Raw genomic sequence first — 14,075 nt, forward strand, 5'->3', positions numbered from 1 at the left:
AATGTCTCGACGACGGACAGTTTAACGTTGTGAACAGTCAAAACAATGAACGTATCTTTTTTACCGATAAGGTTGTGCTTGTTGAAGGGCTATCAGACCTTATTTTTTTCGAAAGGGTCCTCGATATCGTTGCCGCAAAGGCGGGTGTCTTGCGCGACTCCTCTCTTGAGGTGGTGAGCGTCGGCGGAAAGGGACTTTTCCCTGCATACAAGCAACTTCTGGGCGCATGCCATGTTGAAAGTGCAATTATTGCGGACCTCGATTACGTCGAGCAACTCGCAACAGGCGATGTCAAGGCGCTATTTGTCCTTAATGAGCAGGAAATCAAAGATGACGTGATCAACAATGTAAAAAGCATGGATGGGAATGCTCTGGTTGCTCGCATCGACGAAGCGATGAGTTCTGGGTCGTGGGACGACGCGCAAGATGTTTGGGAATACATCAAGTCGAGGAGACGGCGGCTCCCGGCCGAGCTATCGAAAGAGGATGAGCAAAAATTGGAAGCTTTTCTTGTTGGACAGAGCGCGGCGCAAACCTTTGTTCTCCGCAAAGGGGCGCTCGAAGCTTATCTGCCTGACGGACTAAAGGACAAAGACCTGAACAAACTAATTGCGTTCGTCCAGTCTGACGATTTTTGGGATCGGCTTCCAGGAGACGGGCGGCAGGAGATCGAGCAGATAGCCAAGAATCTGCTCTGCATTGATGCGTAGGTTCCGTTAATGGAGGCGCTGGAGGCAAAGTAATAGTCAGGGCTTCGTCCAACGCCGCGCACTCGACTCGAGTAAACAATCATGTTTCCAACAAGGAGCCGACGCTTACGAGCCCCTCTCTCGAACGGCCGCTTTCGGGTAAGCACTAACTCGCGTCGAAGGACTGGGATGGGCGCCAGTTGCTCGCATCGGAGACACCACAGGCGGCGCCCTTGCCGGCTCTGCGCGCCCATGTGATCATACCGCTCATGAAACCAGCTAAGGATGTCGCTGCCGCGATCATTATACACAAGGGTCGCGTGCTCGTCACACGCCGGGCGCCTGGACAAGAAATGGCGGGCCTTTGGGAGTTCCCAGGCGGTAAGATGGAGCCCGGCGAAACCCCGCAGGCCTGTATCATACGAGAACTCTCAGAGGAGTTGGCCATTGCATGCGAGGCCGGTGATGTGCTCACATCCAATCTGCACACCTACCCTGGCGGAGCGATCAACCTCATAGCTGTTCGCGTGCGCATGATCACGCAAACTTGTCAGCTCAGTGTGCATGATGAGGCGCGCTGGGTGGACGGTAGCGAGCTATTGAGCTTAGACCTTGCTCCAGCAGACATCCCTGTCGCCGAGGCCGTGCGTGCCCTGCTGGCAACTAACACGATAAACGCGGAGTGAGCATGCGGTACTGGTGGGTCAATCAGAACCAAACTTACAAGCACGAAGTGCAGGGCGGCTTCCTATGGTCGCCCAAGCGCCGCAAGGATGGTGGGCGCAACCACTTTTACGATACCATGGAGCAGGTGCGCGCGGGGGACTTGGTGCTGTCGTTTTGCGACACCTTGATCAAGGCTGTGGGCGTTGCGCAAGGTCCTGCGGAGTCCGCAAGTAAGCCCGAGTTTGGCACTATAGGCGACCAGTGGGGTGATGAAGGCTGGCTGGTGCCCGTGGAGTTCGAGGTCGTCGAAAACCCGATCCGCCCGAAAGACTACATTGGTGAGTTGGCGCCGCATTTGGCGGCCAAATATGCTCCGTTGCAGCCCAACGGCAATGGGAACCAGGGGGTGTACCTGGCCGAAGTCTCGGAGGCCTTTGCCCAAATCGTTATGGACAAGATGGGGCTGTCGGTCTCACAAGTCGCTGCTACTGACCCCGTCGACGACGCGAACGAGATTGCTGACGAACAGGAACAGAGGGCTCTTCAAGGTCGCACCGACATCACGGCGACCCAGAAACAGCAGTTGGTTCTGGCTCGGCGCGGGCAAGGCCGGTTCAAGGCCAATGTGCGCCTCAACGAAAAGCGATGCCGCCTAACCGGTGTGAGCGATCCACATTTCCTAATCGCCAGCCACATAAAGCCCTGGCGCCACTGCAGCGATCAGGAAAAGCTGGATGGCTGCAATGGTTTGCTGCTGTCGCCACATGTGGACCGGCTATTTGATCGCGGCCTGATCAGTTTTGAAGATAATGGGACGGTACTGAAGTCATCCCACTTGCCAGCTGAGGTCTGGTCCTCCTGGGGGCTTGATGACGCCAAAAATGTTGGCCCATTTAAGGCAGCTCAAAGTGCTTACCTCGCGATCCACCGAAGCGCATACTTCAAGACCGAAAATTCGAGCTGAATAGCCTCGGCTTTGCCGGAGGCTCATGATGTTGATCGGGATGGCAAGCAGACCGTCCACTTGTAGGGATTGAAAAATTTGCGGCTCAGCCGGCGCAATGGGCGCGGTGTAGCCAGTCATCGCGCCTGTTCAGCCGTAGATGCGCGCGTAGGTGTCGCGGGCGAATTCGATGATCGCAGCGTTCTGTTCGCTTAGATCTGCCTGAATATCTTCCGGCTCGATGATCAGCAGCTTGTCGAGCAAGCTGCTCACTTCCGGGTGTTTCCAGTTTAACGATGGTGAAACGATAAGCGAGGTAAAGGCCTCAATTCGGCCGGAATGCCAGACGAGCTTGGTCACGGCATTGAAGCACTTCGCATAATCGTAAAACTTGAAAACCTGACCCTTTGCGCAGAGCGAGCGCAGCTTGACCACTGATGGCTGGGTCGCCACAAGCGCCTCGCGCAACCGCTCTCCGTCCGGCTCGCCCCTTTTTTGGATATAGTGAAGCGCACCGGCCGTCTTCTGGTCCGCGGCACCGCGCGTCTCGTAGGTGTTTGCGTGGCTGTCGATGCCAATTTTAGCCAGTTTCAGGAGTTCGATTGGCCGCTGAATGGCAACGATGTGTTCGTGCGTCGCATCGATGAGCTCGTCCAGAAACTCAGCCTGGCGTTTCGCCCGGTCCTGGCGCTGCCAGTTCCTGAGAGCACGAAAGGCGATGAAAGCGGTCACTACAGGAGCCGCCGTTCTCACGATTTCGAGGAAGTGCGCGATCATATCCATGAACTGCTTGGTCGCTTCCTGCACTTAATCGTTTCCCTTAAACTCACCCTATTGTGGTGAAGATATTACGGAAGCGCCTGGCATGATCGCAAGGGTCCCGACTTGTCGCTGCACAGTGCGGATTTCGAACGCGTTTTGCTTACAAGAGCTGCCGCTAAATCTGTCTCATGAGACAACGGCTTTGTCTCGGACCACGCCATAACTTGAATGACCGATTTTTGGGTAGCAAGATCGTCATTGAACGAGCGACAAGGGCGCATTTCAGCCGGGAGCCAGACATTCCGAAATCGCCAGCCTTGCGGAGCTTCAAATCCATTTGCTCAGCTGACCTTTAAGGTTGGCGTTTGCCGTGTCGCCCGCGCCATGAGGCATGTTTGGCTTCAAGTATCTCGCGTTCCCGGCTCGCGGGATTGACAGCCTCCACTTTCTCGAGCGTTCCCATGTTCTGCCATTCTTCTGCCCCGATACTCGCCGGTCGCGTAAGGCGGGGCGATAATTGCCGCAAGCTTCCGATTTCTGGAGGCTTGCGAGGAACTGGACGCCCGCCACTTCGATGGAGCCATTGTCTCGGGGCGGTCCTCAGGACAGCTACGGCTAGCTCTTCGTCGCTCTTGTGCCGGACACTGCTCAGATCGATCTCCAGTACGGAAATGTCCGCAGACTGATAAATGGCCAGCTTGCGAGGGCTGCAGGCGTGCGTGACCTTGATCTCGATGGAGAGTTCAGCGCCGCGATAGCGGCATAGGAGATCGGGGCGGACATCACCGAAGCGCTGCTCCAATATGATTTCGTCCAGAGGTTGAAATTCAGGGTCAATCGCGCCCCATTTCTCGCGGCTCGCCAGATGCAGTCCGCCGGCCGCATCGATAATCTGCTTGCCGAAGAGATGCGCCTGGCTTTCCCTGCCGCCACAATCCTCACCTGATACATGGGCGAATGACCAGGCGTTGGTCTCGCCTTGTCGTGCGATGAGAGGCCCCTTGCAACTGACACACGTGCAGCGGCAAGTGAGACCGCGATCGACCTGTTCGATCCGAACCAGAGCGCCACAGATATTGTGAGCGACGACCATCATTGGGTCGTCGCATTCTCCGCCAATCTCGAATCCCAGAGAGTTGAGCATGGTATCTTGTAGCCTGCGCTGAGCTATTTGCAGAACCGTTGTTTGGGATGGCCCGCACACCTTACGCGCTAAATATCCGTCGACCGGGAAACGGAAGCCGTTTTTCGACCTCGTCGTCAAGATACAGAGGCTTGCAACACGATGCTGGCTTGCTGGACAAGGGTGCCGCTTGCGCGCTTAACCTGCGCCCGGAAGCTCTCTCAGCGTTCATCCAGACCCCGTGCGCCGCGCTTGCCCCCACGCCTCGCCTGCTCGCTTTTGGGGTTCGAATGACGCAGTCGGGCCGCGAGTGATGCAGGCTTGAGGTCCCCCATCTTCGCCACCTCCGGCCGTTGCGGCGACCCTTGGAGCTATAACGCACAATTCTGCACGTAATCTCCTCCAGCGTGACGGATCGAAACGGCACGACCTTTGCTCTTGGCCCCCTGGAACACCCCGGGCGGCGCAGCCGCCCTCGCGCGCCAGTTCCGCTGGCGCTCCGCTCATGGCGGGAAAGGCCCTTCGGGCTGGGGGCAACAACAAATTTGAAGCCTGAGGGCGCTTCAGCGCTCTCAGTCCTTATCCTTTATGTTCTGGGGGAGGGGGTACAATGCCAGTCTGGCACTCGCACTAAGCCCGAAAGGAGCGGCGAGCATTTCAGCGTGTTGGCGCATTGCCTCTGTGTCGTCCCCATACATGTGCGCGAGTCGATCCTGTGCAGTGCCGGCGGCGAGTGATTGGCGCCGGGCATGGTCACGTCCCAGGGAAGTGGCGAGGGCGCCTGTCAGGCCCGACACGAGTCGCGCGGCTTTGGTCGCAATTCGTGATGGCACTGGTCCTGAGCCTTTGAGGATCCGGCAGGTTTCTCTCAGCTTGTCGCCCAGCTTCTGACGCAATGTTCTCACGATCTCGATCGGGAGCTTGGTGATGTCGATGAAGTAGGCGTTGCTCGTCTGTTTTCTTTGCGGACCTTCGCCTGGAGCATTCCCGGTTTTTACGGTGCGGCGGACCCAGTCGATGATTCGCTGGTTGCGGAGAGCTTCCAGTTGTCGAACCACCGTTCGCCTGGAGAGCTTCGATCGACTCGCGATCGTGTCGAGGCAAGGATCGCAGCGGCCGGTCTTGCCATCCATGAAGCGGAGCAGCGCGCGAAGCACGATCACTGCGTTCGCGGAAATGGGGAGCGGCTTGCCGGGCTTGCGGACGTGATCGGAATAGTCCCAGACCGTGTCCTTGAATGCGTCGAAGAACTTCAACGCATTCTCGTTCCGGTCGGTCGGTTCCCAGTAGATGGTTGAAACCTGCGCACGCGGGTCCTCGACGTCATAGCTCCGCCGCCATGTGGGGCTTGTGGAAGGCTGATTTTCAGTTGGCTTTTCGCTCGTAACCCATTGATTTTTCAATGTGGGATTTCCCCGTGTTCGGGGGAAAAATTCAATTAAATCAGGTCAGTAGAGGGGTATCATAATCCGCGTGTCGGGGGGTCGAGTCCCTCCTCCGCTACCATCCATTCACAAGACAGCACTGTCATTATGGGCTAGGCCTCGTACGCGGCTCTTGCGCGCTATTGGGTCCTTCGGCGTCACACGTTTCGCGGGTGGCGGGTCAGTGCATCTGGTTGAGTTGGATTTGCGGGACGGGATCGGCGCACAAGGCTTGTCCGATGGCCTGATTGCTTTCCGGACACTTGCGCCAGCGCACAGCCGTTTCGATGTCCAGCGATGAACGATGGCTGCGATGGCTGCGAAAAAGCCCCTTGAAGCTTCTCAAAATCCTCATGCTGTTTCCCTTTTCGATATGGCAGGCCTGTCGACCGCATGGTTAATACGGCATTATCCATAGCATATCAAAGGTCATATATCGTTGTTTCGTCCCGCTATCGGACGGCGTTCCCGATGAAGAAGTAAATATTGTTGCGCAAATCCATGGAGTTCCTCGGCACCGGCTTGGCAGAGCCCTAATTCGATGGACGTAAACAAGGACGACAGAACTGACCAGGAAAGGGACAGTTGGGTACTGTCACGAGTAAATGGGGGGTTGCAGTGCCGGGATGTCGTAATTTTACAATTTGGCATCGGATTTCTTGAAGTACATGACCTGTGCGACCCGAAGGGCTAGCCAGAAATGGTTTAACCCTGTCAGACTGATGGCAGCCGATTTCGATTGGCTGCCATTTTTTCTACGCCTTGAACTGGCTGAGCGCGTTCGCTGATATCCGCTGGATATATGTCGACCGGCACGGGGCCGTCTGTCGTGTTTTGCAGGGCCGTGAACATCGTGCGCGCAAGCAATCGGTCGGCCGATCGTTGTTCACTCGCAGATCGCCAAAGCATTTGCTGCGTGCACTTTGCGTGCTGTTGGTCCCAATTGTTCGTGAAGCACCTGCCGGCCTGAAGAAAAGCGATTGAAGATAGATGCTTAATTGAAAGCAAATTGTCCGGGATGGCCCCTGGTTGTCAGACTTCGGTTATCCGGCGCTGCGAAAAAAGTCCCACGATATCAGTCCCGAATCGTTAGGCGAGCCGCGACTTCAGGCGATGACTCTCCGTTTCCGTCATGATAAATTAACCATGGTGTGAACGCGGGTTCCTTTAGTGCCGTCTGGCTCGACTCGTCGCACATTGCGGTCGAATTACCTGCACAACCGGCGGTCTTGCCATACACGTTCATCTGCCAGAAAGGACGACCTGAACACGCACGAATACCGTTCATGTGCTGCATTCCCGCGGCACACCTTACTAAACCGGGGTGAACAGATTTCCGACAGCCGGAGATGCAATCACGGGGCCCGGCATGATTGAATGCCGCGAACAGGCAGGGCCGGCTGATGCCAATTGAAGGAGTAACGTAATGAGTGTCGTTTCAAAAAGTCCGAAGGCCTTGTTGATGCTGGCCATGCTGAGCCTGCCGGCAACCGGCAGCTTTGCGCAGTCGCAGGATCCCTCGCAGGGTGATGTCCTGACGACCACCTATGACACCGGTGCCGCAGACGCTTCGCAGATGACTGCAGGTCCCGAGGTCGAAGGCTTTATCTCGGCGCGCAGCGGCGACAAGATGCAGGTGACCTCTGCCGATGGCACCAAGACGGTCATCGTCATCAATGACGCCACCGTGATCAAGGCCACCGGCGGTTTCCTGGGCCTGAACAAGGACAAGCTGGCAGCGACCTCGCTCGTCAACGGTCTGCCGGTCAGCGTCGCAACCTTGCAGTCGGGCTCCGGACTCGTGGCCAGCAAGATCGACCTGAAGAGCAAGGACCTCAAGACCGCGGCGATGATCCACAACGGCACCGATCAGCGCTTTGCCGAGCAGACCGCCGCTACCGACGCTCTGCGCAGCCGCATGGGCGATATCGACAAGTACAACATCAAGGGCACGACCAACGTGAACTTCGATACCGGCAAGTGGGCGCTTTCGCCGGAGGCCAAGGACGCACTGTGCGCCACGGCCGCCCAGGCCGAGGGCATGGACAATGCGCTGCTGCTGGTCGTCGGTTACACGGACTCGACCGGTAACGAAGATTACAACCAGGTTCTCAGCGAAAAGCGCGCCGGCCGCGTCGTGAACTACCTGCAGCAGGCTTGCCACTGGAAGCCCTATCGCATGCTCACGCCCACCGGCATGTCGGAAGCCGACCCGCTGGCGACCAACGATACCGTAGAGGGTAAGGCCCAGAACCGCCGCGTTGAGGTGAACATTCTGGTCAGCAAGGGTCTCGACGGCCTTTAAGGTACGCGGGGCGGACATGGACCGCCCCGATATCTGCGAGTGGGGAAGCACTGCTTCCCCCTCATGGGCATCCCTGCGTAAGCGGGGATGTCCTTTTTTTGTGCCTCAGGCACGCTGGCGAACATCGCCCCGGATCAGGTCCGGGACGATGGTGCAGGCGCGATGTTCAATGGAGCCGGTCCCGGTGGATCCGGCGTCGGCATGTCAGCCGAGCGCCTGTTCCTTTTCGGCGTAGAGGCGTTCCAGTTCGGCGCGGCTCTTCTTTTCGGCTGCGGTCTTCAACTGGCCACAGGCGGCATCGATGTCCCGGCCGCGTGGAGTGCGTACGGGCGCGGAAATGCCTGCCTCGAAGACGATGTTCGAGAACGAGCGGATCCGTTCGGGCGTCGAGCACTCATAGGGAGCGCCTGGCCAGGGGTTGAACGGGATCAGGTTGACCTTGGCCGGCAGCTTGTAGTGCTTGAGCAGGCGGACCAGCTCGCGCGCGTCGTCGTCGCTGTCGTTCTTGTCCTTGAGCATGACATACTCGAAGGTGATGCGCCGCGCATTGGACGCGCCGGGATAGTCGGCGCAGGCCTGGAGCAGTTCCTCGATGCCGAACTTCTTGTTGATCGGCACAATCTCGTCGCGCACTTCCTTGGTCACGGCATGGAGCGAGACCGCGAGATTCACGCCAATTTCCTCACCGCACAGTGCCATCTTCGGCACCACGCCCGAGGTCGACAGTGTGATGCGGCGCTTGGAGAGTGCGAGGCCGTCGCCGTCCATGACCAGTTTGAGCGCGTCGCGCACGTTGTCGAAATTGTAGAGCGGTTCGCCCATGCCCATCATCACGATGTTGGTGAGCAGGCGCCCGTCGGCGGAGTAGGAGCCTTCGTCCTCTTCCTCGTCGAGGCCGGCCATCGTGGCGAGGCGGGTGTCGTTCGCGTTCTTGGGCCATTCACCCAGTGAATCGCGCGCCAGCATCACCTGGCCGACGATCTCGCCGACCGTGAGGTTGCGCACGAGCCGCATCGTGCCGGTGTGGCAGAAGCGGCAGTTCAGCGTGCAGCCGACCTGTGAGGAAACGCACAGCGTGCCGCGGTCCGCATCGGGGATGAAGACCATTTCGAAGTCGTGCCCGTCCGCGGTACGCAGCAGCCACTTGCGCGTTCCGTCGCTGGAATGCTGGGCCTCGACGATGTCCGGGCGGCCGATGACGAAACGCTCGGCCAGCCAGGGGCGCATGGTCTTGGCGATGTCGGTCATCGCCTCGAATTCGGTCACGCCGCGATGGTAGAGCCAGTGGAACACCTGCTTGGCGCGCAGCTTTGCGGCCTTGGCGTCCAGACCTGCCTGCTCGAACAGTTCGGCGATGCGCTTCTTGGGCAGGCCGATGAGATCGACGCGGCCATCTTCGCGCGGGGTGACGTCACGCGGGACGGGCACGGGGTCGATGTGCCCCGGGATCGGCATGAGTTTCGTGTCTGACATGATTGGCGGCCATATAGTGCAAGCCGCGCCATTTCGGAAGAGTGCAGGGATTCCGAGACATTCATGAAGCGCGAGCGGGCGCATGCGAACGCCGAAAGTTCGCGTTCGGTTCCCGCCGTCCGACGCTGCGAAAAGGCGTCTCGTCGATGCAGTGTTGCCAAAAAACATCAATGATTTCGTTGTCTTACGTTCATGAAACTCTCTTCCGCCCTTGAGCATTTCATCGGTCCAGGCGGGCACGACCTGCCGATGGAAAAGAATTGGAGTTACACATGAAGAAGATCCTTGTTTGTCTCGCTGCCGGCAGTGCCATCGCATCGGTTCCGGCCATGGCGCAGGATGTCGGTCCAGCCGAGCCCTTCGAGGGTTTCCACGTCGAAGGGCTCGCTGGCTATGACGTGACCAAGGCCGGCAGCAGCGTCGATGACGATTCCTCCATAGATAACGACCAGTCGATCGACGGAGCCCTTTTTGGTGTCGGTGCCGGGTACGACTTCAGGATGGGCAACGTGGTCGTCGGTCCCGAAGCCGAAGTGACCTGGTCGACCGCCAAGACCGAGTTCGACAACGGCGATTTCGAAGGCTTCGGCATCGGCAATGTGAAGACCAACCGCGACCTCTACCTCGGTGCGCGCCTTGGTTACGTGGTTTCGCCCTCGACCATGGTCTACGCCAAGGGCGGCTACACCAACGCCAAGTTCGACGTGCGCAACGGCGACGGCTCGGTCGTGACCAACCGCGACATCGACGCGGACGGCTGGCGCATCGGTGCGGGTATCGAGCAGGCGGTGAGCAACAACGTCTTCGCCAAGCTCGAGTACCGCTACTCGAACTACGAGAAGGGTGAACTCGACTACACCGGCGACATTGCCGACGGTCAGCGTTTCGATCTCGACCTTGACCGTCACCAGGTCGTTGCAGGCGTCGGCGTCCGCTTCTGATCCCGACAACAGTTTGGAGAGAGGAGGGCGGGGGCGTCATGCTCCCGCCCTTTTTCATGCCCGGGTCAGCGTAGCTGGGCGCATCCGATCAGCGCCGCGTCCATGGCGGACGCGGCTCCGGCGAGCGGCCAGGTATTGCCGAAGCGCCCGCCTTGTGCGCCTTGGGCACTGACGGACATCTTCGTGGCGGATCGCATGGCGGCGATGATCGCGGCGTTGTCCTTTTCGTCGATCGGCCAGGCGTCGCCGCCGCCGCCGGTCAGGGCGTAGCGCTTGCCGCCGATGCTCAGCGAAATGCGCGGATTTGCCGCCATCTTGCGCGACAACCGAAAGTGCAGCTGATTGCGGGCACCGCGACGCGGCCAGGTGCCGACGGCGACATAAGGCTGATAGTCGCGGCGCAAGGTGCTGGGCTCTGCCATGGCGATGGCATAGCAGCGCGGCACCACCGGATCGCGAAAGGCGCCCCAGGTGCCGTAAAGTCCGAGACTTTCGCGCGCCAGGGCTGTCCCGCCGCAGACGATGAACGTGGCGGCAAGCAAGAGCGACAGGACCGGGCGAAGCGAACGATGCATTGGCGGCGCTATAGGCTGACGGATGGGGCGAGGGAAAGTCTTCGCACGTTCAGGCGCGCGATCGCGGCCCTGAACCTGTCGGTGCGTTTCCAGGCCGCAAAAACTACCAGGGCTCGAGTGCGAATTCGCCGCGCCGGTAATCCCCGAGACGTCGGTTGGTCGCTGGCGAAATGTCCGGTGGCAGGGCATCGGGCGAAAACCATCCTATTTCCCGCACTTCGTTGGGATCGGCGATGCGAACGGCCTGCCGGGTGCGCACGGCGAAGATGACGATGTGGTCATCCTTGTACTCGCCGGTGCTGTGATAGATGCCGACCACGCGTTCGACCGTGAGTTCGCAAAGGTCGATTTCCTCTTCGAGTTCCCGGCGCAGTGCGACTTCGAAACTCTCGCCTTTTTTCGCGCTGCCACCCGGTAAGTGCCAGAGATTGCCGTACGTGTGGCGGACGAGGAGGACCTGGCCGGACCCGTTCCACACGATCGCCCGCACGGTCAGGGTTCGCGGCCTGAAAAGGCGCCAGTACACCCGCGCCGCCTTGCCGATAATCCTGTGACGCAATGCCATGCCGACCTCCGGCCTGTCGCAGAATGCGATACTACGGATACGCGATGGAGATCACTTCCCATTCCTTTTCCCCGGACGGGAGACGCACGGTCTTGAGGTCGCCGACCGCCGCGCCGCGCAGGGCGCGCGAGAGCGGGGCGCTCCAGCCGATATGGCCGGAACTGGCATCCTGCTCGTCATCACCGACGATGGTGATGGTCCTGTGGTTGTCGTCCTCGTCCGCGATCGTCACGGTGGCGCCGAAGAAGACCCGGTCACGCTCCGTCTGGCGCGAAGGGTCGACGACGCGCAGCTTCTTCATGCGGCGGGCAAGGTGGCCCAGTTCGCGGTCGATCTCGCGCATGCGCTTGCGACCGTAGAGGTAGTCGCCGTTTTCCGAGCGATCCCCGTTGCCTGCCGCCCACGAGACGATCTCGACGATCTCGGGTCGCTCGGTGCCGAGCAGGTGGTCGTAGCGCGCGCGCAGCGCGGCCATTCCGGCAGGGGTGATCGGTGGTCCGGCAGGTTGCATAGCCCGATATCCTTAGGCGAGGTACCGGGCCGAGGCCAAGCCTGCTGCCACACTTGTGAACCGTCGGGCGCCTGCCGGAGCCTTGGCGTCAGCCCGGTTTGCGCTTGCCCATCAGGTGGCTGAGCGGGGTCTGGCCCTTGTAGGGCGATTTCTCCGGATAGATCGTCTCGTAGACTACCGCATTCTCCAGCACGCGCTGGATGTAGTTCTTGGTCTCGTAGATCGGGATCTGCTCGATCCAGTCGATCCAGTCGATCGAGCCGGTGCGCGGATCGCCATTGGCGCGCAGCCACTTGTTCACGTTGCCCGGCCCGGCGTTGTAGGCCCCCACGGCCAGCGGGGTCGAGCCGCCATAGTAGTCCATCATCCGCGCGAAATAGCCGTCGCCCAAGCGGATGTTGTAGCCGGGATCGCTGGTGAGCGAAGTTGGATCGTAGCTCAGGCCCATCTTGCCCGCCTGTTCGCGCGCAGTACCGGGCATGAGCTGCATGAGCCCGCGCGCGCCGGCATGGCTTACCGCATTCTGCGCGAACTGGCTTTCCTGCCGGGAAAGCGCATGGACCATGGTCCAGTCGGTGCCCGGCGGATTGGGGATGAGCGGGAAGGCGATCTCGCCGAATTCGCCGAAGCCGTCGGCATGGGCGCTCTGGCCCAGAATGACGGCAAGGTCGCGCCGCCCGATTTCCTTGGCGAGATCGGCCACGAGAATGTGGTCTGAGGCAGTCCTGGCGGCATCCGATATCTCGCGGAAGAACTGGACCGTGGTGCGCCAGTCTCCGTCGCGCGCGACATCGCGCACGGCATCGGTGATCGGCTTGGCCATGAAGGCTTCGCGCTCCGCCTTGGTCGGGACGATATGCGGCATCGTGTCGAGGTCGGGCAGGGGGCGGCCCAGCCGCTCGAGCGAGAGCTGGCCATAGAAATACTGCGGATAGGCGGCGGCCATCTCGAAGTAGCGGTTGGCTCCGGCGCTATCGCCTGCCTTGGCCATCGCGCGCCCGGCCCAGTAAAAGCCCTTGGAGCGGGTTCCCGGGGTCTGCGCCGCAGCGCCGTAGCGATAGAACAGCGGCGCCGCGCGGCGCGGAGCGCCCAGATCCCACAGCGCCTTGGTGCCGCCCAACCACACGAGCGAGGTGTAATCGTCGCGCAGGCGGTAGGACAGCTGGCTGATGTCGGTGCCCGGGGCAAAGGCGTCGTCGATCGATTCGGCGATTTTCACCGCGCTTTCGGTACCGGCCCCGCGCGCAGCGACCAGAAGTTCCTTTACCCACTTTTCCGGTTCGGGAACGGGTTCGGCCAACGGCGGGCGGTTGGCCAGCAGGTTGATTTCCGAGGACATGCTGCCCGATTTTCGCGCCTGGACTGCGCGGTTGTAGACATAGCCGGGGTCGCGGCCGATGTTTGCGGGCAGGGTCAGGCCCATGCTGCCCGGGGCCGAACCCTGGAGCAGGGCCAGCCGTTCCATGAAGGCGTTGCGGTTGCCCGAGGAAACAAACGAGATCTGGCGCTCCGCCTGAGACGTTTCCCCCTGCCAGAGCAGTTCGTTCATCCGTGCGTCGTGGTCGGCGGGGGGCAGGACGTTGCGGTAGAGCGTGAGCAGGCTGGTCTCGTCCATCGGATCGAGGGAGCCAGCGCGCCACGCGGCGACGGCTTTCTCCTTGGCGTCCGCGCGGCGCAGCCCGGCAAGGGCGGTGGCATAGCGTCCCGCACCCTTGCTGGTGAGCGGGGGGAAGCGATCGAAATAGGCTGCCACCGAGCGTGGCTCGGGCGAATCGCGCAGCACTGCCTGCTCGGCGAAGCGACGAATCTTCTCTTCCTGAGGGTAGCCGGGGTACGTCAGGAGAAAGCTCGAATAAGCCGAGAAGCTCATGTTGCCGTTGGCGACAAGGACCTTCCAGTTGTCGATCGACTGATGCACGCGCATGTCGTGATTCTGCATCGATCGCGCCCGCGCCAGGTCCCATTCGCGGCCATCGACACCCTTTTCCTGAGCCATCGCGGGAGCGCTCAAAAGAGCGGTCGAGGCGAGCAAGATGAGGGGAGATATTCGCTGCATGCTGGACATTTTGGGAAAAGGCTCCTTATCAGGCGCTGAACA

The 14,075-nt window shown here is 60.2% G+C and carries 14 protein-coding genes; 5 read left to right on the forward strand and 9 right to left on the reverse strand.

Annotated elements, in window-relative coordinates:
* The 3 genes from SPHV1_RS16685 to SPHV1_RS16695 all read left to right on the forward strand — a co-directional run.
* On the forward strand, window positions 1–710 hold a 710-nt coding region (locus SPHV1_RS16685), incomplete at its 5' end, for an ATP-dependent endonuclease (RefSeq protein ID WP_197277740.1).
* Window positions 711–922: 212 nt separating this feature from the next.
* A complete protein-coding gene (locus SPHV1_RS16690) occupies window positions 923–1,375 on the forward strand; it encodes a (deoxy)nucleoside triphosphate pyrophosphohydrolase (RefSeq protein WP_231634715.1) in 453 nt (150 codons plus the stop codon).
* A gap of 2 nt (window positions 1,376–1,377) precedes the next feature.
* Window positions 1,378–2,319: an HNH endonuclease gene (locus tag SPHV1_RS16695; RefSeq protein ID WP_054947167.1), complete on the forward strand. Its 942-nt coding sequence runs from the start codon at window positions 1,378–1,380 to the stop codon at window positions 2,317–2,319.
* A gap of 129 nt (window positions 2,320–2,448) precedes the next feature.
* On the opposite strand, the gene SPHV1_RS16700 is transcribed toward SPHV1_RS16695, so the two are convergent.
* From SPHV1_RS16700 to SPHV1_RS25065, 4 genes are all read right to left on the reverse strand, one after another.
* Window positions 2,449–3,105, reverse strand: coding sequence for a hypothetical protein (locus tag SPHV1_RS16700; protein ID WP_054947168.1), 657 nt, complete (start codon window positions 3,103–3,105; stop codon window positions 2,449–2,451).
* A gap of 307 nt (window positions 3,106–3,412) precedes the next feature.
* Window positions 3,413–4,204 carry a competence protein CoiA family protein gene (locus SPHV1_RS16705; protein ID WP_197277741.1) on the reverse strand — a complete coding sequence of 264 codons (792 nt, stop codon included), beginning with the start codon at window positions 4,202–4,204 and terminating at the stop codon, window positions 3,413–3,415.
* Between the two features lie 551 nt (window positions 4,205–4,755).
* Complete coding sequence (locus SPHV1_RS16710) at window positions 4,756–5,586, reverse strand: helix-turn-helix domain-containing protein (RefSeq protein ID WP_054947170.1); 831 nt, start codon at window positions 5,584–5,586, stop codon at window positions 4,756–4,758.
* Between the two features lie 202 nt (window positions 5,587–5,788).
* Complete coding sequence (locus SPHV1_RS25065) at window positions 5,789–5,962, reverse strand: hypothetical protein (protein WP_156367372.1); 174 nt, start codon at window positions 5,960–5,962, stop codon at window positions 5,789–5,791.
* Between the two features lie 1,071 nt (window positions 5,963–7,033).
* On the opposite strand from SPHV1_RS25065, the gene SPHV1_RS16715 reads away from it, so the two are divergent.
* Window positions 7,034–7,912, forward strand: a complete 879-nt coding sequence (locus SPHV1_RS16715) for an OmpA family protein (RefSeq protein WP_054947171.1) — start codon at window positions 7,034–7,036, stop codon at window positions 7,910–7,912.
* Window positions 7,913–8,116: 204 nt separating this feature from the next.
* Here the strand turns inward: SPHV1_RS16715 and rlmN are convergent, their stop codons facing one another.
* On the reverse strand, window positions 8,117–9,385 hold the full coding sequence (gene rlmN / locus SPHV1_RS16720; protein WP_054947172.1) for a 23S rRNA (adenine(2503)-C(2))-methyltransferase RlmN: 1,269 nt from the start codon (window positions 9,383–9,385) through the stop codon (window positions 8,117–8,119).
* 272 nt (window positions 9,386–9,657) lie between these two features.
* On the opposite strand from rlmN, the gene SPHV1_RS16725 reads away from it, so the two are divergent.
* A complete protein-coding gene (locus SPHV1_RS16725) occupies window positions 9,658–10,326 on the forward strand; it encodes an outer membrane protein (RefSeq protein ID WP_054947173.1) in 669 nt (222 codons plus the stop codon).
* Window positions 10,327–10,391: 65 nt separating this feature from the next.
* Here SPHV1_RS16725 and SPHV1_RS16730 read toward each other — a convergent pair whose 3' ends face one another.
* From SPHV1_RS16730 to SPHV1_RS16745, 4 genes are all read right to left on the reverse strand, one after another.
* Window positions 10,392–10,901 (reverse strand): hypothetical protein, encoded by a 510-nt coding sequence (locus tag SPHV1_RS16730; protein WP_054947174.1) that lies wholly within the window; start codon window positions 10,899–10,901, stop codon window positions 10,392–10,394.
* 103 nt (window positions 10,902–11,004) lie between these two features.
* Window positions 11,005–11,466: an NUDIX domain-containing protein gene (locus SPHV1_RS16735; protein ID WP_054947175.1), complete on the reverse strand. Its 462-nt coding sequence runs from the start codon at window positions 11,464–11,466 to the stop codon at window positions 11,005–11,007.
* Between the two features lie 31 nt (window positions 11,467–11,497).
* The gene (greB, locus tag SPHV1_RS16740; protein ID WP_054947176.1) at window positions 11,498–11,977 is read right to left on the reverse strand and encodes a transcription elongation factor GreB; all 480 of its coding nucleotides are present in this window, start codon (window positions 11,975–11,977) and stop codon (window positions 11,498–11,500) included.
* 88 nt (window positions 11,978–12,065) lie between these two features.
* Window positions 12,066–14,042 (reverse strand): lytic transglycosylase domain-containing protein, encoded by a 1,977-nt coding sequence (locus SPHV1_RS16745; RefSeq protein ID WP_054947177.1) that lies wholly within the window; start codon window positions 14,040–14,042, stop codon window positions 12,066–12,068.
* Window positions 14,043–14,075 lie beyond the last annotated feature (33 nt).

Source organism: Novosphingobium sp. KN65.2 (assembly GCF_001368935.1).
In the GTDB taxonomy this organism is placed as follows: Bacteria; Pseudomonadota; Alphaproteobacteria; order Sphingomonadales; family Sphingomonadaceae; genus Novosphingobium; species Novosphingobium mathurense.